At 70.2% G+C, this 22257-nt stretch carries 17 protein-coding genes; 7 read left to right on the forward strand and 10 right to left on the reverse strand.

What is annotated here, in order from left to right:
• The first annotated feature begins 50 nt into the window (after window positions 1-50).
• From DMB66_RS20335 to DMB66_RS20350, 4 genes are read left to right on the forward strand one after another with little or no spacing between them, the layout of a single operon-like run.
• The gene (locus DMB66_RS20335; protein ID WP_233624724.1) at window positions 51-1391 is read left to right on the forward strand and encodes an extracellular solute-binding protein; all 1341 of its coding nucleotides are present in this window, start codon (window positions 51-53) and stop codon (window positions 1389-1391) included.
• A complete protein-coding gene (locus DMB66_RS20340) occupies window positions 1388-2272 on the forward strand; it encodes a carbohydrate ABC transporter permease (RefSeq protein WP_125805681.1) in 885 nt (294 codons plus the stop codon). The genes DMB66_RS20335 and DMB66_RS20340 overlap by 4 nt, the downstream gene beginning before the upstream one ends.
• A 1-nt stretch (window position 2273) precedes the next feature.
• Window positions 2274-3155: a carbohydrate ABC transporter permease gene (locus tag DMB66_RS20345; protein WP_125805682.1), complete on the forward strand. Its 882-nt coding sequence runs from the start codon at window positions 2274-2276 to the stop codon at window positions 3153-3155.
• Between the two features lie 37 nt (window positions 3156-3192).
• Window positions 3193-5529, forward strand: coding sequence for a glycoside hydrolase family 3 N-terminal domain-containing protein (locus DMB66_RS20350; protein ID WP_125805683.1), 2337 nt, complete (start codon window positions 3193-3195; stop codon window positions 5527-5529).
• 12 nt (window positions 5530-5541) lie between these two features.
• On the opposite strand, the gene DMB66_RS20355 is transcribed toward DMB66_RS20350, so the two are convergent.
• Entirely contained in the window at window positions 5542-6909 is a 1368-nt protein-coding gene (locus DMB66_RS20355; protein WP_158647295.1) for an MFS transporter, read from the reverse strand.
• 282 nt (window positions 6910-7191) lie between these two features.
• Between DMB66_RS20355 and DMB66_RS61265 the strand changes: the two genes are divergently transcribed.
• Window positions 7192-7617: a hypothetical protein gene (locus DMB66_RS61265; protein WP_158647296.1), complete on the forward strand. Its 426-nt coding sequence runs from the start codon at window positions 7192-7194 to the stop codon at window positions 7615-7617.
• Here the strand turns inward: DMB66_RS61265 and DMB66_RS20365 are convergent.
• The 5 genes from DMB66_RS20365 to DMB66_RS20385 all read right to left on the reverse strand — a co-directional run bounded on the left by DMB66_RS20365 (window position 7603) and on the right by DMB66_RS20385 (window position 14962).
• On the reverse strand, window positions 7603-7878 hold the full coding sequence (locus tag DMB66_RS20365) for a hypothetical protein (RefSeq protein ID WP_125805686.1): 276 nt from the start codon (window positions 7876-7878) through the stop codon (window positions 7603-7605). The two genes, DMB66_RS61265 and DMB66_RS20365, sit on opposite strands and share 15 nt — an antisense overlap.
• Before the next feature lie 148 nt (window positions 7879-8026).
• On the reverse strand, window positions 8027-10321 hold the full coding sequence (locus DMB66_RS20370) for a LuxR C-terminal-related transcriptional regulator (RefSeq protein ID WP_125805687.1): 2295 nt from the start codon (window positions 10319-10321) through the stop codon (window positions 8027-8029).
• 142 nt (window positions 10322-10463) lie between these two features.
• Window positions 10464-12005: a polysaccharide lyase family 1 protein gene (locus tag DMB66_RS20375; RefSeq protein ID WP_125805688.1), complete on the reverse strand. Its 1542-nt coding sequence runs from the start codon at window positions 12003-12005 to the stop codon at window positions 10464-10466.
• Between the two features lie 7 nt (window positions 12006-12012).
• Entirely contained in the window at window positions 12013-13281 is a 1269-nt protein-coding gene (locus DMB66_RS20380) for a polysaccharide lyase family 1 protein (RefSeq protein ID WP_125805689.1), read from the reverse strand.
• Between the two features lie 109 nt (window positions 13282-13390).
• The gene (locus DMB66_RS20385; RefSeq protein WP_125805690.1) at window positions 13391-14962 is read right to left on the reverse strand and encodes a carbohydrate-binding protein; all 1572 of its coding nucleotides are present in this window, start codon (window positions 14960-14962) and stop codon (window positions 13391-13393) included.
• A gap of 223 nt (window positions 14963-15185) precedes the next feature.
• Here DMB66_RS20385 and DMB66_RS20390 point away from each other — a divergent pair, with 223 nt between their 5' ends.
• Window positions 15186-16178: a tetratricopeptide repeat protein gene (locus DMB66_RS20390; protein WP_125805691.1), complete on the forward strand. Its 993-nt coding sequence runs from the start codon at window positions 15186-15188 to the stop codon at window positions 16176-16178.
• A gap of 40 nt (window positions 16179-16218) precedes the next feature.
• Here DMB66_RS20390 and DMB66_RS20395 read toward each other — a convergent pair whose 3' ends face one another.
• Complete coding sequence (locus tag DMB66_RS20395) at window positions 16219-16827, reverse strand: DUF1707 domain-containing protein (protein WP_125805692.1); 609 nt, start codon at window positions 16825-16827, stop codon at window positions 16219-16221.
• Window positions 16828-16890: 63 nt separating this feature from the next.
• Window positions 16891-18372, reverse strand: coding sequence for an aldehyde dehydrogenase (locus DMB66_RS20400; RefSeq protein WP_233624725.1), 1482 nt, complete (start codon window positions 18370-18372; stop codon window positions 16891-16893).
• A 250-nt stretch (window positions 18373-18622) separates the two neighbouring features.
• Here DMB66_RS20400 and DMB66_RS20405 point away from each other — a divergent pair, with 250 nt between their 5' ends.
• Window positions 18623-19627: a helix-turn-helix domain-containing protein gene (locus DMB66_RS20405; RefSeq protein WP_125805694.1), complete on the forward strand. Its 1005-nt coding sequence runs from the start codon at window positions 18623-18625 to the stop codon at window positions 19625-19627.
• A gap of 22 nt (window positions 19628-19649) precedes the next feature.
• Here DMB66_RS20405 and DMB66_RS20410 read toward each other — a convergent pair whose 3' ends face one another.
• Complete coding sequence (locus DMB66_RS20410; RefSeq protein ID WP_125805695.1) at window positions 19650-21173, reverse strand: sugar ABC transporter ATP-binding protein; 1524 nt, start codon at window positions 21171-21173, stop codon at window positions 19650-19652.
• Between the two features lie 2 nt (window positions 21174-21175).
• Window positions 21176-22252: a sugar ABC transporter substrate-binding protein gene (locus tag DMB66_RS20415; protein ID WP_125805696.1), complete on the reverse strand. Its 1077-nt coding sequence runs from the start codon at window positions 22250-22252 to the stop codon at window positions 21176-21178.
• Between the last annotated feature and the right edge of the window lie 5 nt (window positions 22253-22257).

Raw genomic sequence — 22257 nt, forward strand, 5'->3', positions numbered from 1 at the left:
CGGTTTCCCAGCGAACAGCGACCCGTCGGCCTGAGTCCCGCGGGTCTCGAGTGTGGAGAAAACATGACGATTCCCGTCGTAACTTCCTGGGCCTCGGTGTCGGTGCCGGAGCCGCCGCGGCGCTGGCCGCATGCGGCAGTTCGGGCCCCAGCGGCAGCGGCAACAGCGGCGGCGCCGGCGGGTCGGCGACGTACTGGTCGCTGAGCGGCGAGCCCGGCGAGCCGATCCGGCAGGCCGCCATCGAGCGGTTCAACGCCGCCAACCCGAGCAGCAAGATCACGCCGACGTTCTTCGCGAACGACGCCTACAAGCAGAAGATCAAGACGGCGCTCGGCGCCGGCCAGGGCCCGACGATGATCTGGGGCTGGGGCGGCGGTGGCCTGAAGAGCTACGTCGACGGCGGCCAGGTCGAGGATCTGACCGGCTGGTTCGGCGAGAACGCGGCGGTCAAGGACAAGATCTTCCCGTCCTCGTTCGGCGCCGCGACGGTGGGCGGCAAGATCTACGCGATGCCGATCGAGACCGTGCAGCCGATCGTGCTGTTCTACAACAAGAAGGTCTTCGAGAAGGTCGGCGTGCAACCGCCGCAGTCGTGGGGCGAGATCATGGCCCTGGTGCCGAAGTTCAACAGCGCCGGCATCGCGCCGTTCTCGCTCGGCGGGCAGTCCCGCTGGACCAACATGATGTGGCTGGAGTTCCTGCTCGACCGGACCGCCGGCTCCGATGTGTTCAACCGGGTCTTCGCCGGGGAGAAGGACGCGTGGTCGGACCCGGCGGTGCTGACCATGCTGACCCAGGTGCAGGATCTGGTGAAGGCGAACGGGTTCGTCAAGGGCTTCTCGTCGATCACCGCCGACTCGAACGCCGACCAGGCCCTGCTCTACACCGGCAAGGCCGCGATGATGGTGCACGGCTCCTGGTCGTACGGCATCCAGCAGGCCAGCGGCGGCACCTTCGTCTCCAGCGGCGGGCTCGGCTACATGAACTTCCCGCCGGTCGAGGGCGGCAAGGGCGACCCGGCCAACACGGTCGGCAACCCCGGGCAGTACCTGTCGATCTCGTCGAAGGCGACCGCCGAGGCGAAGGACACCGCGAAGAAGTTCTTCTCGACCACCCTCGTCGACGACGCGGAGGTCAAGGGCTGGATCTCCTCCGGTGGTGTGCCGATCATCAAGGGCAGCGACGCCCAGCTCGGCGCCTCTCCGGACGCCGACTTCCTCAAGTTCGTCTACGACACCTCGGCGGGTGCGAAGACCTTCGCGCAGTCCTGGGACCAGGCGCTCAGCCCGACCGCGGCCGAGACGCTGCTGGACAACATCGCCAAGCTGTTCCAGCTGCAGATCAGCCCGCAGCAGTGGGTTGACAGCATGAACGGGGTCATCGGCAAATGACCACGATCAGCGCCAGGCCGAGCAGCCCGGTCGGGTGGATGGCGGTCCCCGCGTTCGTCATGTTTCTCGCCTTCGGCGTCGTCCCGCTGCTCGGCGTGCTCGTGCTGAGCTTCACCACCTGGGACGGCATCGGCGAGATCACGCCCTCCGGGCTGACCAGTTGGCGGGCGACGTTCTCCGACCCGGGGCTGCCGCACGCCCTCTGGATCACCTTCCTGATCATGGCACTGTCCTGGCTCGTGCAGACCCCGGTCTCCATCCTGATCGGCGTCTTCCTGGCCGCGCACAAGCGCTACCGGGGCGTCCTCGCGGTGCTCTACTTCATCCCGCTGCTGCTCAGCTCGGCCGCCATCTCGATCACCTACAAGGCGCTGCTCGACCCCAACTTCGGCATCGGTACGGGCCTCGGCCTCGACTTCCTCAACCAGGACTGGCTCGGCGACGCCACGCTCGCCATGGGTGTGCTGATCTTCGTGGTGTCCTGGCAGTTCATCCCGTTCCATTCGCTGATCTACCAGGGCGGCGTCCGGCAGATCCCGGCCTCGATGTACGAGGCCGCGCGGATCGACGGCGCCGGCCGGATCCGCCAGTTCTTCAGCATCACCCTGCCGCAGCTCAAATACACCATCATCACGTCCTCGACGCTGATGACGGTCGGCTCGCTGACCTTCTTCGACCTGATCTTCGTGCTGACCGCGGGCGGCCCGGGCGACGCGACCCGGGCGCTGGCGCTGGAGATGTACCAGAAGGGCTTCCAGGCCAACCTGATGGGCCCGGCGAGCGCGATCGCGGTCATCATCGTGCTGGTCGGGCTGGTCCTGGCCATGCTGTTGCGGCGCCTCGGCGGCAGGGCCGACGAGAGCCAGCTGGAAGGGGCCTGACATGGCGACCATCTCTCCGGCGGTGCCCGCCCCGGCCGCGCAGCGACCGGCCACCGGGTGGCGGGCGCTGCGGTACAACTGGGCCGCCGGCGGCCTCGGCTTCCTCTGGCTGTTCGTGGTGCTGCTGCCGATCTACTGGATCGTCATCACCAGCCTGAAGACCCAGGACAACTACTTCGTCACCAACCCCCTCAAGCCACCGGCGGATCCGACGTTCGACAGCTACCGGCTGGTCGTCGAGTCCGACTTCCTCCGGTACTTCCTGAACAGCGTCCTCGTGACGGCCGGCGCCATCGTCCCGGCGGTCGCCATCTCCTTCATGGCCGCCTACGCGATCGTCCGCGGCGCCGGCAGCCGGCTGCTCAAGGGCATGAACGCGGTGTTCCTGATGGGCCTGGCGATCCCGCTGCAGGCGGTGATCATCCCGGTCTATCTGATCATCATCCGGCTCCAGATGTACGACACGCTCGCGGCCATCATCCTGCCGTCGATCGCGTTCGCCATCCCGCTGTCGGTGCTGGTGCTCGCCAACTTCATCCGCGACGTCCCGAAGGAGCTCTTCGAGTCGATGCGGATGGACGGCGCCACCGAGTGGGGCACCATGTGGCGGCTCGCCTTCCCGCTGACCCGGCCCGCCCTGGTCACCGTGACGATCTACAACGCCCTCGGCATCTGGAACGGCTTCCTGCTGCCGCTGGTGCTCACCCAGAGCCCGGAACAGCGCACCATCCCGCTCGCGCTCTGGGACTTCCAGGGCCAGTTCGGCGTGAACGTGCCGGCCATCGCCGCCTCGGTCACCCTCACCACGCTACCCATCGTGATCATGTATGCGATCGGGCGGCGCCAACTGCTCAGCGGTCTCACCGCCGGCTTCGGCAAGTAGCACCGGCACCACAACCGTCCCCATGGGAGGAACACACATGGCCACCGCGCCCGAATCGCCGCCCGCGCCCGATGCCGACCGGCGCTGGACCGACCGGCGGCTGCCGCTCGACGAACGCGTCGAGGCCCTGCTCACCGCGATGACACCCGCCGAGAAGGTGGCGCAGCTGGGCAGCGTGTGGCTCGGCTTCGGCTTCGACAACAGCGGCGCGGTCGCCCCGATGCAGGACGTCTTCGCCGCGAGTGCGCGCGACTTCGACGAGGCGACCAGGCACGGCATCGGGCATCTCACCCGCGTTTTCGGTACGGCGCCGGTGACGGCGGAACAAGGCCGGGTCCGCTCGGTCGAACTGCAGCGCCGCGTGATCGCCGCCAGCCGGCTGGGCGTTCCGGCGATGGTGCACGAGGAATGCCTCACCGGATTCACCACCCTGCACGCCACGGTCTATCCCACCGCGCTGGCCTGGGCCGCCACCTTCGACCCCGGCCTGATCGAACGGATGGCGGGAGCCATCGCGTCGGACATGCGGGCGGTCGGCGTGCACCAGGGCCTGTCGCCGGTCCTCGACGTGGTCCGCGACTACCGGTGGGGCAGGGTCGAGGAGACCATGGGGGAGGACCCCTATCTCGTCGGCATGCTGGGCGCGGCCTACGTGCGGGGGCTCGAGCAGCAGGGCATCGTCGCCACCCTCAAGCACTTCGCCGGCTATTCCGCGTCCCGGGCCGCCCGCAACCACGCGCCGGTGTCGATGGGCCCCCGCGAGCTGCGGGAGGTCATCCTGCCGCCGTTCGAGACGGCGATCCGCGAGGGTGGAGCCCGCTCGGTCATGAATTCGTACGCCGAGATCGACGGCGTGCCCGTCGCCGCCAACCCGGCCCTGCTGACCGACCTCCTGCGCGACGAATGGGACTTCGACGGGGTGGTCGTCTCCGACTACTGGTCCGTGGCGTTCCTGAACACCATGCACCGGGTCGCCGGCGACTACCCGGCGGCCGGCGCCCTGGCCCTGGCCGCCGGCATCGACGTCGAGCTGCCCGATGCCCTCTGCTACGGCGAGGAGCTGCTCGACCGCGTACCGGAGAAGTTGGTCGACCGCAGCCTCCGCCGGGTCCTTCGGCAGAAGGCCGAGCTCGGTCTCCTCGATGCCGATTGGACGCCGGAAGGCGCGGTCGCGGCCGGCGAGAACATCGACCTGGACTCCCCGCGCAATCGGGGGATCGCCCGGGAGATCGCGCGGAACTCCGTCACGCTGCTCGCCAACGACGGCGTTCTGCCGATCAGCCCGCCCCGGCGCATCGCGGTCGTCGGACCCTGTGCGGACGACCCGCAGGCCTTCATGGGCTGCTACTCCTACCCCAACCATGTGCTCGTCGACCATCCGGAGCTCGGCCTCGGCGTGGCCGCGGACTCCCTGTTCACGGCTCTGCGGCAGGAGTTCCCCGCCGCCGAGCTGGTCTTGCGCGAGGGCTGCCCGGTACGCGATGCGGACCGGTCCGGGATCGGCCCGGCCGCCGCGGCCGCGCGCGAGTCCGATCTGGTCGTCGCGGTGGTCGGCGACCGCGCCGGCCTCTTCGGCCGGGGCACCTCCGGTGAGGGCTGCGACGTGCCCGATCTGGCCTTGCCGGGGGTGCAACATGAGCTGGTCATGGCGCTGCTGGCCAGCGGAACCCCGGTCGTGCTCGTCGTCGTCTCCGGTCGCCCCTACGCCCTGGGCGAATACACCGCGGCGGCGGCGCTCGTGCAGGCGTTCATGCCCGGGGAGGAGGGCGGCGAGGCGATCGCTGGCGTGCTCTCCGGCCGGATCAACCCCAGCGGGCGGCTGCCGGTCCAGGTTCCCCGGCTCGCGGGCGGTCAGCCCGGCACCTACCTCCAGCCGCCGCTCGGTGCCAACAGCCAGGGGGTCAGCAACCTCGATCCGACGCCGCTCTTCCCGTTCGGCCATGGGCTGTCGTACACGTCCTTCCGGTACGGCGAGCTGAGCCTGAGCAGTGCGGAGCTGCCCACCGATGGCACCCTCACCATCGCGGTGCGGGTCCGCAATACCGGGTCACGCGACGGAGCCGAGGTCGTCCAGCTCTATCTGCACGACGTCGAGGCGGCGGTAACGCGCCCCCTGCTGCAGCTCGCCGGCTTCGCCCGGGTGCCCCTCGCCGCCGGCGAGACGGCGACCGTGGAGTTCACCCTGCACGCCGACCGCACCAGCTTCATCGGCCCGGATCTGCGGCGGATCGTGGAACCGGGCGAGATCCAGCTCCACGTGGGCCGCTCGGCCGCCGACCTGCCGTGCCGGGCATCGTTCCGGCTGACCGGCGCGACGCGCGAGGCGGGCGCGGACCGGGTGCTGACGACGCCCGTCGTCGTGCACAAGGACTGACCCGCTCGGGTGTCAGGTCTGCGTGGATTCCCGATTCGCCATCGCGGCGGATGGCGACTCGCCCGCATCGAGGGGCGCACCCGGGTCGGTTCCGGGTTCGTCGCGGTGGGCGGGCAGGCCGACGGTGACCGCCAGCAGGCCGCCGATCGCGGCGACGGCCAGGTAGACGGCCGGCGAGAGGGAGCTGGCGGTGGTGGCCACCAGCCAGGTGGACACGTACGGCGCGGTGCTGCCGAACAGCGTGATGCCGACGTTGAAGGAGACCGCGAGGGCGGTGAAGCGGATGGCCGCCGGGAACATCCTGATGGCGAGGACGGCACCCACCGAATAGCTCGCCCCGATGAAGATCGCCCACATGCCCTGCCCGACCAGCGCGCCGGTCAGGGTGTGCGTCGTGGTGATGAGCAGGAAGCCGGGTACGACGGTGACGGCGATGCCGGCCATGATCGCGATCGCCACCCGGCGCAACGGAAACCGGTCGGCCAGGTAGCCGCCTGCCAGGGCGGCCCCGGCCTGCAGCAGGATGGCGACGAGGTTCGCGGTGAAGGCGTCGGCCGGGGTCAGCCCGGCGACCCGGACGAGGTAGCTGGGCAGGAAACCGGCGAGCAGAAAGCCCCCGATGGCGGACGCGGCGGTCCAGCACACCAGCACCACCATCCCCCGCTTCGCGGTGGCCAGTGCCCGGGTCAGCGGCGCGCGCCCCTTCCGGGCCAGCGCGCCCAGGGCGACGAAGGCCGCGCTGTCCAGGACGCGGGTGCGCAGGTACCACCCCACCAGCCCGAGCGGCGCCGCGGCCAGGAACGCCGCCCGCCAACCCCAGCCGGCCAACTGGTCCGGCGGGAGCAGCCAGGCCAGCACCAGCCCCACGGTCGCCGCGGTGGCCCCGCCCAGGTTGCCCGCCACGTTGTTGATCGCGACAGTGCGGCCCTGCCGGCCCGGCGGCGCGTACTCCATGATGAACAGCTGTGCTCCGGGTATCTCGGCGCTGACCGACAGGCCCTGCATGATCCGGCAGACCAGCAGCAGCACGGGTGCGAGCACCCCGACCGTGGCATAGGTGGGCAACAGACCGAACGACACCGTGGCGACCGTCATCAGCAGCAGCGAGGCGGCCAGCGCCGGCCGGCGCCCGATCCGGTCGCCGAGGTGCCCGAAGATGATCGCCCCGATCGGGTTGACCAGGAACCCGATAGCGAAGATCGCGAACGTGGCGAGCAACCCCGTCGTCGGGTCCTGCGCCGGCATGAACTGGGCAGCCAGGACCGTGGCGAAGTAGCCGTAGAGCACAGCGTCGTAGATCTCGATGAAGCTGCCGATGCTGACGGCGACGACCACCTTGCGGTAGCCGCCGGTGTGGCGAGGCACCCGGGTGTGATCCATGCCGCGTTCACCTCCTCGACGGTGAACCGTGGCCGGTGTCGGGTCGCCTGACGGCCACGGCTGCGATACCGGCTCACCATAGGGGCGGGCCGGGCACCCGGGTTCGTTTGTCACCCGATCAGCGGACCTCCCGGCACCCGCCGGCCGTCCTCGATCGGATGATGCTCCGGGCGATCGGGTGCCTCGCGTTGACCGGTTCCGCCGAGGGGTTACAGACTGGCCAGCGGGCCCGGTGCTGGCGACTCGACCATTGCTGGAAATCGACAATGGGGGGAAGCTCACGTGGAGGCCGAACCTCCGTGGCGGTTCACCGCCGATCCGCAAGCCGGCGCGGGTCTGTCGGTGGTCAGCGACGTGGAGACCGCGGTGATCGAGATCGCGGTGCACGGTCGGTGGAGCCGGCGGTTGTGCCTGGACGTCTATCACGCCCTGCACAAGTCCATGGCGGAGCATCCCTCCGGAATCATCGTCGACCTGCGGGACCTGAACGATCTGGACGCCGCCAGCACGAGCATGTGGCTCGCCGCCAGCCGCGCGGCGAGCCTGCTGCGCCCGCCGGCGCAGCTCGTCCTCAGCATGCCGCCGACCAGGCGGCTGGCCAGCCACTTGCGGCGGCTCGGCGCGGTGCGCTTCCTGCCGATCTACCCCACGGTGGAACAGGCCCGGGTCGCGGTCGCGAGCCGGCTGCCGCCGTCAGGCGGAGGGTGAATGCGGGGAGCACAGCAGCGCTGACACCCACTCCAGCGAGGGGTCGTCGCCGGTGCACGGCGGGACGGCGGGCGTTTCCGGGCGGCGATGGCGCAGCTCCCAGTACAGCGCCATCAGGACCTGCGCGGTCGCGAGCTGCACGACGACCGTCGGGTCGGACGCGTTGAGCTGGGCTTCGGCGAGCGTTCTCTCCGCCGCCGCCGCCAGTTCGCCGCCCAGCAGGCGTTCCACCGACACCGCTTCGCTGATCTCGCCAGTCATGAATTGCCTTTCCGTGCAGGCGCACCCCGACGGATCCACTCTGCCCGCCGGGCCGTCGTCCGACGACGGGAACCGTACCGATACCCATACCGAGGTTTGCCGGTGCGGTCGCAGCCGCCGGCCTCCGCCGCGCTGATCGCCCGGTCCCTCAACGCGGAGCCAACGACAGCCAGGCCGCGATCTGGGTTCGCGACCGGAAGCCGAGTTTCAGGAGGATGTGTTCCACGTGTGAGTCGACGGTGCGCTTGGCGACGAAGAGCCGCCCGGCGATCTCACGGTTGGACAAGCCCTCGGCGATCAGCGCGGCGACCTGGCTCTCCCGCCGGGTGAGAACCGGGTCGTCGCTGTCGGCCGGCACGGGACCGGCCGGCGCGCGGGAGAGGGCGTACGCGATCGTCTCGTCCAGGTTGAGCGCCCGGCCGAGCTGGAAGTTCCTGGTGTAGGCCGGCTCGCCGAGCAGTCGCCGGGTGTGCTCGACGCATTGGCGCTGTGCCGCGGAATGGAAGGAGGACCCGGGGGACGGGAGCCCGAAGGTGTGGCAGAGGCTCTGGGCGGCACCGAGCAGCCGGGCGCAGCGGGCTCCGTCATCGCGGTCGGCGGCCAGGCCGGCGAGCAGCTCGACGCACATGACCAGGCCGACGATGTCCCGGAACTGGTGCTTGGTCTCGATGGCGGCGAGCACGTGGGCCGCTGCCTGCTCGGGCTCGCCCTTGGCCCGCAGCGCCAGCGCGATGAGGTAGTCGACGTAGGAGAGCTGCCAGCGCTCGCCGCGGTCCCGGCACAGGTCGCGCGACTGCCGGGCCTGCGTCAGCGCGTCGTCGATGTCGCCGCGCATGATGAGGGTGATGCCCAGGCACGGCATGGTCCGCAGCACGCCGGCGTCGAATCGGGCCAGGCCGCGAAACCGTTCGAGCGCGGCGTTCAGCGTGTCGACCGCGACGTCGAGATCGCCGCGGATGGCCGCCACCATGCCCTGTGTCTCCAGCGCGCAGGCCCACAGGTGATCGTCGGCGGCCTCGATCGCCTCGCTGAGGCACTGCCCGGCCATCGCCTCGGCCGCTTCCAGGTCGCCCTGCGTTCCGGCGATGAAGGCACCCGTCCAGAGTGCCCGGCGGCGTTCCCGGCCCGGCAGCCCGTGCAGCACCAGAGCCTGGTCCAGGTAGCGCCGGCCCTCCCGCAGGAACCCGCCGGCGATCCAGAAGAACCAGAGGGTCGCGGCGAGATCCGCGCCGGTCGCCGCTGACCCGGGGTCGTCGAGGTACGTGTCCAGCGCGGCCCGGAGGTTGCTCTGCTCGCCGCGGAGCCGCTCGAACCACTCGAACTGGTCCGGGCCGGCCCAGGCCTGTTCGGCCCGCACCGCCAGCGCGGCGTAGTAGTCGCAGTACTTGTGGCGGTACTCCTGGCCCTCGCCCAGTTCATCGAGCCGCTGGGCGCCGTACTCCCGGATCGTGTCCAGCAGCTGAAACCGGGGGACCGCGCCGCCGCCCGCGCGGGTGACCACTGAGTGCTCGACCAGCGCACCCAGGTGTTGGAGCACGTCGAGGTCCGCAAGTTCGCCGCCCGCGCAGACCGCCTCGACCGCGGCCAGGTCGAATGCCCCGGCGAAGACGCTCAGCCGCGCCCACAGGAGTTGTTGTGGCCGCTGGCACAGCTCGTAGGTGCTGTCGATGGCCGCGTGCAGCGTCCGGTGCCGCGGCACGGTGGCGCGGTTGGTGGCCAGGATGGTGAATCGCTGATCCAGCCGGTCGGTGATCTGCCGGGTCGACAGCAGCGACAGGCGCGCGGCAGCCAGCTCGATGGCCAGCGGGATTCCGTCGAGTTGCCGGCACAGTTCGGCGACCTGGGGCAGGTCCCCGTCGGCCAGTTCGACCCCGGGAATCACCGCGGCGCGAGCCCGGAACAACTCGGTGGCCTCGGATGTCGTCTCGCCCGGTGGGTCGACGGGCAGCGGCGCCAACGGGTAGACCTGCTCGCCGGCCACATGCAGCGGCATCCGGCTGGTGGCCAGGATGCGCAGGCCGGGCGCGGCGCGCAGCAGCTGGTCGCTGAGATCGCCGCATTCCTTCGCGTGCCGTTCACAGGCGTCGAGGATGAGCAGCAGCCGCTTGGCGCGGAGAAACTCGGCCAGCAGGTCGGCGTGCCACCGCGTCGACTGGTTCCGGATGCCGAGCGCCTGCGACACGACCTCGGCGACCGGTGTCGGGCCGTCCAGCTCCGACAGGTTCACCAGCCAGGTGCCGTCGGGAGCGAGCTTGGCGACGGAGCGGGCGGCCCGGACCGCGACGCGGGTCTTGCCGACGCCACCGATACCGGTCACCGTGACGAGCCGGGCGGTGGTGAATCCGCGCCTGATCTCGATGATGTCGCGCCGCCGCCCCACGAAACTACTGATCTCGCCGGGCAGGTGTTGCCGGATCATCTGCTGCCGCGCACCGCTGGTCACATCAAACCTTCATCCGTCACGGGTGCGCCCGATCCTAGCCAGCGCGGGCCCCGGGCCCACCGGCCCGCACGAACGGGTGAACCGCCTGCCGGTGCCGGCAGGCGGTTCCTCCGTCTCGCTGGAAGGAGGTCGTAGCAGGCGGCTAGCCGGCGTAGGTCTCGAACTCGGCGATCTTCGGCGGGTTGGACGAACCGGTGATGTTGAAGGTGATCTTGTTCAGTGCGGTGGCGGGGAAGGTGATGACGCCGGCTCCGCTGCCCGTGGCCAGGACCGCGCCGGTGCCGTGGTTGAGGACCTGCCAGGACCCGACGCTGCCCGCGGAGCCGGCGGCCTCCCGGATGTTGATCCTGGACACCGTGGTGGCGGAACCCCACTTGATCGAGATGGAACCGGTGGCGGCGGCCGGCGACCAGTAGGTGCTCAGGTCGCCGTCACGCACGTCGCCGTAGCCCGTACCGCTGGCCTTGCTGGATCCGTCGGAGCCGGCGCCGATGCTGAGGTTGGTCCCGCTGGGCTGCGTCGGCGTCGGTGTCGGGGTGGTCGGCACCGGCGTGGGGCTGGTCGGTGTCGGTTGCTGGGGCGAACAGTTGCCGTTCGACACCTGGAGGCCCTTGCCGGCACCCGCCGTCAGGCGGACGATCTCCGGCACGCAACCGGCCCCGTCGAGGCCGTAGGAGTACGGGATGCTGACGGTCGTGTTGGACTGCGGGTTGGGGCCCGCGGGGTTGTTCTCGCTGCCCGGGGCCGACCAGGTGACATTGTCGAAGATGTTGCCGCCGACCTGCCAGAAGCCGGCCTCGCTGGTGTAGAAGGTGCCCAGCACGTCCTTGGAGTTCTTGAAGTAGTTGTTCTCCACCTTGGCGCGGGCGCCGGCCCGGGAGTTGATGCCGGACTCGACGAGGCCCACGTACGAGTTGTTGTAGATGTGTGCGATACCGCCCCGCAGCAGGGGTGTGCGGGAGTCGATGTTCTCGTACGAGTTGTGGTGGAACGTGATGAAGCTGTTCGAGCGGTCGCTCTCGCTGGACCCGATGAGGCCGCCGCGGCCGGAGTTGCGCAGGATGCTGTACGACAGGGTCACGTACTGGGTGTTGTCCTTCATGTCGAAGAGCCCGTCGAACCCCTCCGACTCCCCGCCCGAGGCTTCCAGGGTGACGTGATCGACCCAGATGTTGCGGACGGTGCTCTCCATGCCGATGGCGTCGCCGCCGTTGGACGTGGGCGAGCCGGACTTCTTGACGTTCCGGACGGTCACGTTCTGGATGATGATGTTGCTGGAGTCGCGGATGTGGATGCCCAGCTGGTCGAAGACGGCGCCGCCGCCGACCCCGATGATCGTGATGTTGCTGATCTGCTTGAGCTCGATCACGCCGGCGGCGGTGTTGCAGCTGTCGCCCGAGACCTTGCTGGTGTTGCCGTGGTTGATGGTCCCCGTGACCTCGATGATGATCGGGGTGCTGCTGCTGGCCCGGCCGCACAGGGCCGCGTGGATCGCGGTGCCCGTGCTGGCCCGGACCGTCTGCCCGCCGGCGCCGCCGGTGGTTCCACCGTTCTGGGTCGCGAAGCCGGTGGTGCTGCCGACGGCTGCCGACGCCTGGGGCGTCGGCAGAGCCACGGCGATCGCGCCCGCCACGGCCGTCGTGGCCAGCGCCGCCCATAGTCGTAGTCTGACTGGTCTGCTCATCGTCGCCTCAGATCCTGCCGGTGCCGGCGTTGGCGAGAACGGCGGCTTTGACCTGCGAGGCCGCCGTCTTCGGGTACGGGTAGCCGCTCGGCAGGGACCAGCCCACCGAGGTGGGTGCGCTGCAGCCGGCCAGCGCGGTGCCGTTGACCAGCGAGCCGGAGTCCTTGAAGGCGCCCTCGGGGTTGGCCGTGTTGGGGTTCTTCACCACGTCGGTGCAGGCCCCGGCCCCGGCCCCGGCCCCGGCCCCGGTGATCTCGAAGACGTTGTTCTCGGAAATGATCTTCGACTTGAGCCCGGTGCCGATGCTGTACAGGTGCGGGTAGACCGCGTCGGTCGTACTGCCGACGAAGTAGTTGCCGGCCAGGTGCACCATGCCGAAGCGGACCCGGGGGGACCGCTGGCCGACGTTGCGGTACAGATCGCCGATGAAGCTGACGGTCTGGTGGCCCTCGTCGCCGGTGTTCGAATCGGACGAGCCCAGCAGCATGTTCTTGTCGTGCTGCTCGAAGATCGTGTTCGAGACCGTCACGTAGTCCGAGGCCTTCTTGATGTCCAGGGCGCCGTCGTGGCACTGGATGTGCTTGGGCACCCCGTTCTTGTCCTTGTTGCCGATCGGCAGCAAGTCGTCGGTGTACGGCGCGTCGGTGAACGACATGTGGTCGATCCACACGTGGGTGGAGTGGTCCACCGTCATGCCGTCGAACTCGGAGTTGTAGTTGCCGGCCCCGTCGCCGGAGTCCCACTTCGGTTCCAGGTCGCACGGGTTGGTGATCTTGATGTTGCGGATGATGACGTTGTCGATCCCGGAGATCTTGAAGAAGCCGTTGGGCAGGTAGGCGTTCGCACCCACGCCGATGACGGTGGTGTTCGGCTGCAGCTTGATCTCGGCACGCTTCGCCTGGTCGCTGTGGTTGGCGAAGGGCGTGCCCTCGGTCATGTCGATGGTGCCGGCCCATTTGATGATCTTCGGGGCGGTCTTGTTGGACTTGCCGGTCGCCGGGTCGGTGCCGACGAGCGCCTTCATCAGCTGGGCCTTGGTCGAGACGGTGTAGATCTGCGCCGCGGCGGCCTGGGAACCGCCGGTGGTGCCGCCCGACTGGGTGGCCCAGCCGACGTCGGCGACGGCGGTCGAGGCGTCGGCGGCCAGCGCGGTCGCCGCCGACGCGTTGGTGGCCGCCACGACACCGGCGGCGATCAGGAAGACCACGCCCGCCCCGGCGGCGGCCTTGCTGGGCCATCGGTGGCGACCCACGTTCCTGCTTCGGTCTTGCTCCATCGTCTTCTCCTGGAGTGGAAGGCGCGTTCCTCGGACGGGAAAGTGGTTCGGGCCGGCCGCTTTCGGGCGCACTCGTCGGCCCGAACCACTTGGGAGAGCGGTGTACCCGTTACGGTGTGACCACTCTGCCGCCGAGGGTCACGGCCAGGCGGCCGTCGGAGGCGAAGGACCAGCCGAGGGCGCCGGTCAGCGCGGAGCATCGGGAGCCGTTGGTGCCGGCCCAGAACTGGTTGGAGCTGTCGACGTTGCCGATCGTGCGGTCGTTGGTGCCACTGCTGCTGCGGCACGAGGTGTTGTTGCGGAAGACCGAGGTGCCGGCGTCGAACTGGAAGTTGCGTTCGGTGTTGTCGATGCTGATGTTGTTCGAGATCGTCATCGCGCCGGGGTTGCTGTTGTAGGTGAAGCCGTGCTTGCCGTTGCGGAAGGCGATGCTGCGCCGGACGACGTGGTTGACGGCGATGTCGTCGCCGCCGAGCTTGTAGCCGTTGCGGTCGCCGTTGCCGGCCTGGCCGCCGTTGCTGAGGGTCCCGTTGTTGTAGGCCAGGGAGTCCTCGATGGTGACTACGCCGATCGGGCCGGTGTCCGGCTTGGTGTAGAGGTCCCAGCCGTCGTCGATGTTGTTGTGTGACACGGCGTAGCGGAAGACGTTGCCGGGGCCGGAGGTGAGCTTCGCGGCGAATCCGTCCGCGTCCTCGCCGTCGGAGTCGGCGTTGTCGTGCGACTCCGCGCTCAGCACGAGGTTGTTGGCCGGCCATTGGCTGTTGGGCGTGTCCGAGGCGATCCGGGAGATCTGCAGCCCCGAGTCGCGGTTGAAGCGGGTCACCGTGCGCTCGAAGATGTTGTTGCTGCCGCCGACGAAGATCCCGTTGTCGCCGGCCCGCTCGACGATGATGCCGTAGACGTGCCAGTACGAACCGTTGACGGCGAGCCCGCGGTTCGCCGGGTCCTCGGCCTGGGCGGAGAAGTTCAGCACCGGGGTCTCGCCGGGGTAGGCGGACAGCTTCTTGCGGGCGCTGGCGGTGCCGTTGTTGCCCGGCGCGATGGTGATCGTCTGCGCGGAGTTGTAGGTGCCGCCGCGCGCGTAGATCGTGCCGCCGGCGGCGATGCGGGTGATCGCCGAGGCGAGCGTCGTCGGGGCGGCCTGGGTTCCGGCCGCGCTCGCGCTGCCGTTCGGCGCCACGTACAGCGCGTTGCCCGCCGGTGGTGGTGTGCTTCCCGACTCCGCGTCGAGGTAGTCGAGGTTCGCCAGGCCGGCGGCGTTGGTGGGGTTGAACCGGATGGTGTTGCTGCCCGAGTTCAGGGTCACGGTCAACGTCTTGGTGACCCAGGTGTCCCACGTGCCCGTGCCTTCGAACGGCACCGACTGCACGGTCGTGCCGTTGACGATCAGGTCGGTGGGACGGCTGGCGGTGGTGCCGTTGGCGAACCGCACCCCCAGCGTCGCCGTGCCAGCCGCGGCGGCGTTCACCGTGAACTGGGCATAGGCGCCCGTCGCGTTGGTGGCATTGCAGAAGCCCGAACCGGAGAAACCGGACCAGTTGCTGTCAATCGTGCCGGTGCAGACCGCGGGGGAGGACTCCGCCTCGTAGCGGGTGGGCGCGGCGACCGCCGGCCCGGCGGTCAACACTCCCGCCGCGCCCGCTACCAGGACGGTGCCGGCGACGAGAAACTTCGATCTCATCAATTGTCTCCAAGACTGTGAGCGCGGCGCTGACACTGCCTGCTGCCCGAACACCGCATACGGCTTCGTGTTCCGCGACCCCGGGTCGGCCCAAGGTTGAAACATCGACGTAACTCTATGGTAAGGAAAGCGCTTTCCTGACCACAAGAGTTAACGTGTGCAGGTTTGTTGCAGGCCGGAGGGCCCATGACCAGGTGTCCTCCGGACTCGGTAGCCTGTCGGAATGGCTGACTGGCGTCGATGGCTTGGCTGGCGATCCGACCGCTCGGACGTTGCGGCGTTGTTACGCGACGGCGATCGGTGGGAAAAGCGCGGCAGGCTCTCCGCAGCGGAGGACGCCTATCGTCGGGCGGACGCGGCGGGCAGCGCGGAGGGCGCGTCCTGCCTTGGCGTCCTGCTCTTTGAGCGCGGCGAGATCGACGCGGCGCGTGCGGCGTTGGTCCGGTCCGACGAGCGGGGCAGCGCGACGGGCGCGTTCCGGCTCGGGTTTCTGTTGGAGGAGATCGGGCAGCCAGCGGAGGCGGAGGGGGCCTACCGGCGGGCGGTCGATCGGGGCAGCGCCGATGCTGCGGGCAACTTGGCGACGATGCTGCGGCGGCGCGGCGATCAGGCCGGCGCGGACGCGGTCGCCGCACGGTTGGCCGAGGTCACCGGCCAGGTCAGCGTGGATGCCGTCCTCGCCGAGGCCGTCGGCTCGGGCGTCCCCACGGTGCGGGTGGACAGCGCCGACGAGCTGTCGATCGCGCTGGCGACGCAGGAACAGCGGAAGGGCCGGACTGACCGCGCGGAGCAGATCCTTCGCGAGGTCGTGGCCGGCGGCCGGCCCGCGCGCGGCTTGGCCGCGTTGAACCTCGGCATTCTCCTGGAGCAGCGCGGCGACGTGGCCGGCGCCCGCCACGCGTACGGGAGCGCGCTCGCCTCCGGGGATGCGTCCGCGGCCGGGGCGGCCGGGCTCAATCTCGGCCTGATCGCCGTCACCGACGGAGATTTCGTCGCGGCCGAGAGGCTGTTTCGGGTCGCGGCCGAGTCGGACCACCCGGAAGCCCGCGTCGCCGGGGCACTCAACCTCGCCGGGGCGCTCGTCCTCAAGGGCGCCGACGCCGAGGCGCGGCAGTACTACCGCCGGGTGGTCGACTCCGCCCATCCGGAATACGCGCCACAGGCCGCAGCGAGGCTGGCGAGCCTGCCTCCGCGCTTCACCGAAGGCCAATCCTGACTGGGTGGAAAGAATGATCGCGGTGCGCTGCCCAACGGGTTCATCGGGTGGTGGTCAGCATCCCGGCGATGGTCGCGGCTTCGCGGGTTTGTAGCCGCCACACGATCCGCCCGGACCGGTCATGGTCGAACGCGCCGACGTCAGTGGTGATGCGTAGCCGGTCTCTGTGATCGACCGACACCTCGACGGCGTGCCACAGCGGGTGAACGAATGGCATGTCGACGCGTTTGGCTCCGGCCGCCCACACCAGGAGCCGGCGTTGGGAGACCGCGACTGCGCCTCTGATGCCGATCGTGCGGCGGTAGATTCGTTGTCCTGGCGCCCGGTAGCGACGGTAGATCATCGAGCCGACCAGGTCCTCGGTGAGGACGCGGAGCCCCTCGGCGGTGAGCTGGTCCCTCACCTCGGCCGGCAGGTGCCCGGGTCCCGTGCGGGCTGTGGCCGGTGGCGGGGGGTGCGGCAGCGGCAGGTCGATGAACAACGGGCGGAGGTCCGCATAGGTCCGGGCCTGCGTCGCCGCGTTGACCCGTCGCTCGTATTCGTCGAGCTCCAGGCGCCCTGCCGCGAGATGCTCGCCGATTGCGGCAACCGCGGCATCTCGTTCCGCTGCGCTGATGCGCAGACCGTCGGGGTCGACAGGACTGGACACGCACCAACGATAGCGGCCCGCCGTTCTCGGCGCGGAGCCCGCTCAAGCGCACTTATGGCCCACTCAGGTGTCCAGGTTCATGAAGACACCTTTGAGCTCGGTGTAGGCATCGATGGCCGCGGGGCCCATCTCGCGTCCGATGCCGCTGGACTTGAAGCCGCCCCAGGGGCCCGAGGCGTCGGGCACGTGCAACATGTTGACGAAGACGGCACCGGCGCGGACGGCCGCGGCGAGCCGGTGTGCCGTGCTCAGATCCCGGGTCCAGACCGACGCGGCGAGGCCGTAGTCGGTGTCGTTGGCGCGGGCCACGAGCTCGTCGGCGTCGGAGTAGGTGAGGACGGGAATGACCGGACCGAAGATCTCCTCGCGGGCCAGGGCCATGTCGTCACGGACGTCGGTGAAGACGGTCGGCTCGTAGAAGAAGCCGTCGCTGAGGTCGCCCCCGCCGCGCCGTCCGCCGGTCACGAGCCGGGCGCCCTCGGCGATGCCGCGGCGCACGCTGCGGTCGACGCGGTTCAGGTGCTCCTGGGTGACCAGCGGCCCGAGATCGGTGCCGGGGGACAGGCCCGGCCCGAGCCGGAGGCCGGCGGCCAGGGCGGCGGTCTTCGCGACGAACTCGTCGGCGCGTGCCTCGTCGACGTAGAAGCGTGAGTAGGCCGCGCAGACCTGTCCGCTGTTGAACAGGGCACCGTGGACGGCGCCGCGCACGGCGGCATCGATGTCGGCGTCCCGGGCGACGATCATCGGGGCCTTGCCGCCCAGCTCCAGCGTCGTGCGCTTGAGGTCGTCGGCACTCACGCGCAGGATCTCCCGGCCCACGGTGGTCGATCCGGTGAACGACACCTTGTGTACGCCGCGGTGGCGGGCCAGCGCGCGGCCGACCTCCGGGCCCCCGGTGACGAGGTTGATCACGCCGGGCGGGAAGCCGGCCTCCAGGCACAGCTCCACGAGGCGGATCGTGGTCAGCGGCGTCTGCTCGGCCGGCTTGACGACGACCGAGTTGCCGCAGGCCAGCGCGGGTGCCAGCTTCCAGGCGGCGATCATCATCGGGAAGTTCCAGGGCAGGATGAGGGCGCACACGCCGACGGGTTCGCGTCGCGTGTAGTGGAAGACGTCGGGGTTGGCGACCGGGCCGGCGCTGCCCTGGATCTTCGTGGCCCACCCGGCGAAGTACCGGAAGTGCTCCGCGGTGGCCGCGACGGTGACCTCGCGTGCGACGCCGAGCGGCTGGCCGTTGTCCAGGGTCTCCAGGCGCGCCAGTTCGTCGGCGTTGGCCTCGACCAGGTCGGCGACCCGCCAGAGCAGCTTGGCCAGTTCCGGCTTCGGCAGGTTCGCCCAGGCCGGGTCCGCCATCGCGGCGCCGGCCGCCCGCACCGCCTCGTCCACGTCGCTGTCGGAGGCGGTCGCGACGTCGGCCAGGATCCGGCCGTTCGCGGGGTCGCGGGTCTCGAAGGTCGCGGCGCCGGAACCGGGTCGCCAGTCGCGCCCGATGAGAAGTGCCGTGCCCGGGGCCGGGGCATCCCCGTGGGGGGCCTCGCCGGTCACTGGCCCGGATGGGAATCCGCCGGATCGGTGCCGCACCGTCGTGGACATCGCGTGGACCTTCCGCTCTTCGCCAGGCGCGCGGTGGTGGCGCCGCCTTTGGAGTCTGCGGCCCGGTGTGCGGGTCACGCTTGTCCCTGGGGGGACTGAGCTTGTCTGTGGGGCATCGACCGCGTGACGGCGACAGCTCTGGTGCGGGGCGGCATTGTAGGTTACGTTCCCGACAGCCCGTCGACACGACCATGGGAGTCTCGTGTCAACTCTGTTACGCACCACCGAGGTGAGCCCGGCCGACCGAGCCGACTACTGGCGTGCGGCGGCATCGAAGTCGTTCGTCGACCTGAGTTTCAGCGTCCCCGAGCCCGTCAAGTTCTGTGGCGAGATCATCACTGAGTGCATCGGGGATGTGACGGTCAGCCGGGTGACGGCCGGAGCCCACACGGCCGAGCGCACCGAGCGCCACATCGCCCGCGCGCACGATGACGGCTACTACAAGCTCAGCATGCCTGTGCGGGGATATGTCCTGATCAGCCAGGACGGGCGCGAGGCGCCGCTGCTCCCCGGCGACCTGGCGATCTATGACACGAGCCGCCCGTACCACGTGTCCTTCGACGACACCTGCCGGATGCTGGTCCTGATGTTTCCGCATCGCGACCTGCGGTTGTCGCAGCGGGCGATGGGAGACCTCACCGCGCGGCGGGTGTCGGGACGCCAGGGCATCGGCGGTCTCATCGCTCCGCTGCTGGTCAACCTGGTCTCCCAGATCGAGGAGCTGGGTGCCTTCACGGTGCCCAGGCTGGCCGACAATCTCGTCGACCTGCTCACCACCCTGTACGCGGAGCAGCTCGGCGAGGCCGCCCGGCCGACCGACGCGATGCAGGTCCTGCTCCAGAAGATCAAGTCCTTCATCGGGGCGCACCTGGACGACGCGGACCTCACGCCCGACGTGATCGCCTCGGCCTGCCACGTCTCGACCGGCTACCTGCACAAGCTCTTCCGGGCGTCCGGCACGTCGGTGGGCCGCTTCATCCGGGACCGTCGTCTCGAACAGTGCCGCCGGGATCTGCTCGACCCGGGCCAGGGCGGCACGGCCGTCAGCGCCATCGGGGCGCACTGGGGCTTCCTCGACGCGGCGCACTTCAGCCGCACGTTCAAGGCGACGTACGGCGTCTCGCCGCGCGAGTATCGGCTGAGCCGCGACTCCTTCGGGCACGTCGAGATGGCAGCGACCGCGGACCGGGCCGCCCCCGGTCGCTGACCGGCCGGGGACGGCCCGGTCCTCACGCCGCGGCGTTCATCTCCTCCAGCAACGTATGGCGGTTGAGGTCGCCACCGGCGAGTTCGGCGACGACCTGGCCACGCCGGAAGACCACGACCCGGTCGCACAGCGACACCAGTTCGTCGAGATCGGTCGAGCAGATCACCGTCACGCGCCGGGTGCCGGCCGAGCGGATGAGGCCGTGCATCTCGGCCTTGGAACCGACGTCGACACCCCGGGTGGGATCGTCGAGGAGCAGGACGAACGGCGCCGCCTCCAGCCACTTGGCGAGCACCACCTTCTGCTGGTTTCCACCGGAGAGCATGCCGGCCTGCTGCTCCACCCCCGAGGTCCTGATCCCGAGCTCCTCGGTCTGCCGCCGGGCCCGCTCGCGCAGCAACGGCCTGCGGATCACGGCGCCGTCCCGGGCGAGCGCGACCGAGCGCACCTGGGAGATGTTCGTCCAGATGGGCTTGTCGGGCATGAGCCCGAACTGCCGGTCGCCGGAGACGAGCGCGATCCCGCTGCGGACGGCGGCGCGCAGGCTCTTCGGGGGACGGCGTACCGGCCCCGGATCACCGGAGCCCGTGGGAAGGCGCAGCTCGCCGCCGGCGGCGGGATGCCCGCCGGAGAGGACCCGCAACAGCTCGCGGTGCCCCGCGCCGACGACACCGGCGAGGCCGACGATCTCGCCCCGCCGGGCGCGGACGGTGACGCCGTGCAGGACGCCGGGTACGGCGATGTCCTCGGCCAGCAACCCGTCCTGCGGGGCCGGCCCGGCGCCGTCCCGCACTGTCCGCCCGGCGGCGTGCGCCGTCGCCGGCGTGCGGTCACCGAGCATCGCGGCGACGATCCGGTTGACGCTCATGTCGTCGCGGCGGGCGGCGGACACGACGACGGCGCCGTCGCGGAGCACGGTCACCTCGTCGCTGACGGCCATCACCTCCTCGAGGATGTGGCTGACGAACACCACGCCGACCCGGCGGTCCCGCAGCACCCGGAGCACCCGCAGCAGCCGGGCCGAACCGGCGTCGTCGAGCGCCGACGTGGGCTCGTCCAGGACCAGCACCCGCGGGTTGGTGAGCAGCGCCTTGGCGATCTCCACGAGCTGGCGCTGCGCCAGCGTCAGGGCGCCGACGGGTGCGCGCGGCGAGACGTGCAGGCCCAGCTCGGCGAGCACCGGTTCGGCCTGCGCGGTCATGGCCGCACGGTCGAGCAGGCCCCGCCGCAGGATCTCCCGCTTGGTGAAGAGGTTGGCGAGCACGTCGAGGTCGGGGAAGAGGTTGAGCTCCTGGGAGACCACCGCCACGCCGTGGCGGGCCGCGTCCGCGGTGTCCCGGAACTGGGCGGGGGTGCCGTGGAGCAGGATCCGGCCCGCGTCCTGCCGGACGGCGCCGGTGAGGATCTTGACCAGCGTCGATTTGCCGGCGCCGTTCTCCCCGAGCAGGGCGTGCACCGTGCCGGGGGCGACCCGCAGGTCGCACCCCCGCAGCGCGGTGACGCCGCCGTAGGACTTGCTGATCCCGGCGGCCTCGATGACGTGCACGGCTAGTTCGCCTCGGACAGCGGCTTGATCGGCGGGTTCGCCAGCTGCTTGGCGATCTCCGCCTGGAAGTACGCGGTCCGGCTCTCCGGGCTCGCCTGGCGCTTCGCGATGCTTTCCACGTTGGACTTGTCCACGAGCAGGTTGCCCGAGTTCCACCAGCCCTCCGGTACCGGCGTACAGGTGCGCTTGGACTGGATCAGCAGGTGCAGCGCGACGTACCCCTTCATCCAGTGCTCCGGGGAGGAGAGGGCGAAGACCGAGCCGGACTGGACCGCGGCCACGGCCTCGGGAGGCAGATCGGCCGAGCCGGCCAGGAACGTCCTGCCGGTCTGCTTCTTGATGAGCGGGAGCGAGACACCGTCCTGCCCGCCGACCCCGATGAAGGCGGCCGCCTCGGGATGGGCCTGCGACAGGCTCTTCCAGGCGTTGTAGTTCTCGGTGGGCTGCGACTTGGCGTCGAAGGGCCCGCTGACCTTCATGCCGGGCAGCTTGCTCTTGATCACCGATTGCACCCCGTCGAGGCGTTGCACCAGCAGCGGCAGCGACGGGATGTCGTTGCCGAGCACGACCTCCCCGCTCGCCGGGGGATTCTGCTTGACGAACGCCTCGCCGAGCAGCACGCCGAGCGCCGTGTTGCTGTTACCGATGTACGTCTTGACCGAGGTGCCGGCGGGCGGCGCCGCGTCCACCGCGATCACGGGCGTCTTGTCGGACGTCGCCTCGTTGAGGGGCCGGACGAACAGGTCCGGGGTGACGGTCTGGTATGCGATGCCGTCGGTGGCCGTCTTCGACGCCGCCTGGAACAGCGCCACCGCCTTGGGCCCGTCGACGCTGGTCGGGGCGACCTCGTTCAGTTTGACGTTGCCGTCGGCGTCCGCGGCGGCCTTGGCGCCCAGCGCCATCTCCTGGAACGGGTTCTGATCCGTCGCGGCGTAGACGAACGCCAGGTTCAGCTTGCTCGTCGCGGTCTCGCAACCCCCGCTCCCGGCCGTCGTCGAGTCGCCCGAGCTGCAGGAGGTCAGCGCGAGCAGCCCAGCTGTCAGGAAGGCACCCAGGCGCGTCGCGTTGTCTGTCTTCATCGAGA

Source organism: Actinoplanes sp. ATCC 53533 (genome assembly GCF_003947245.1).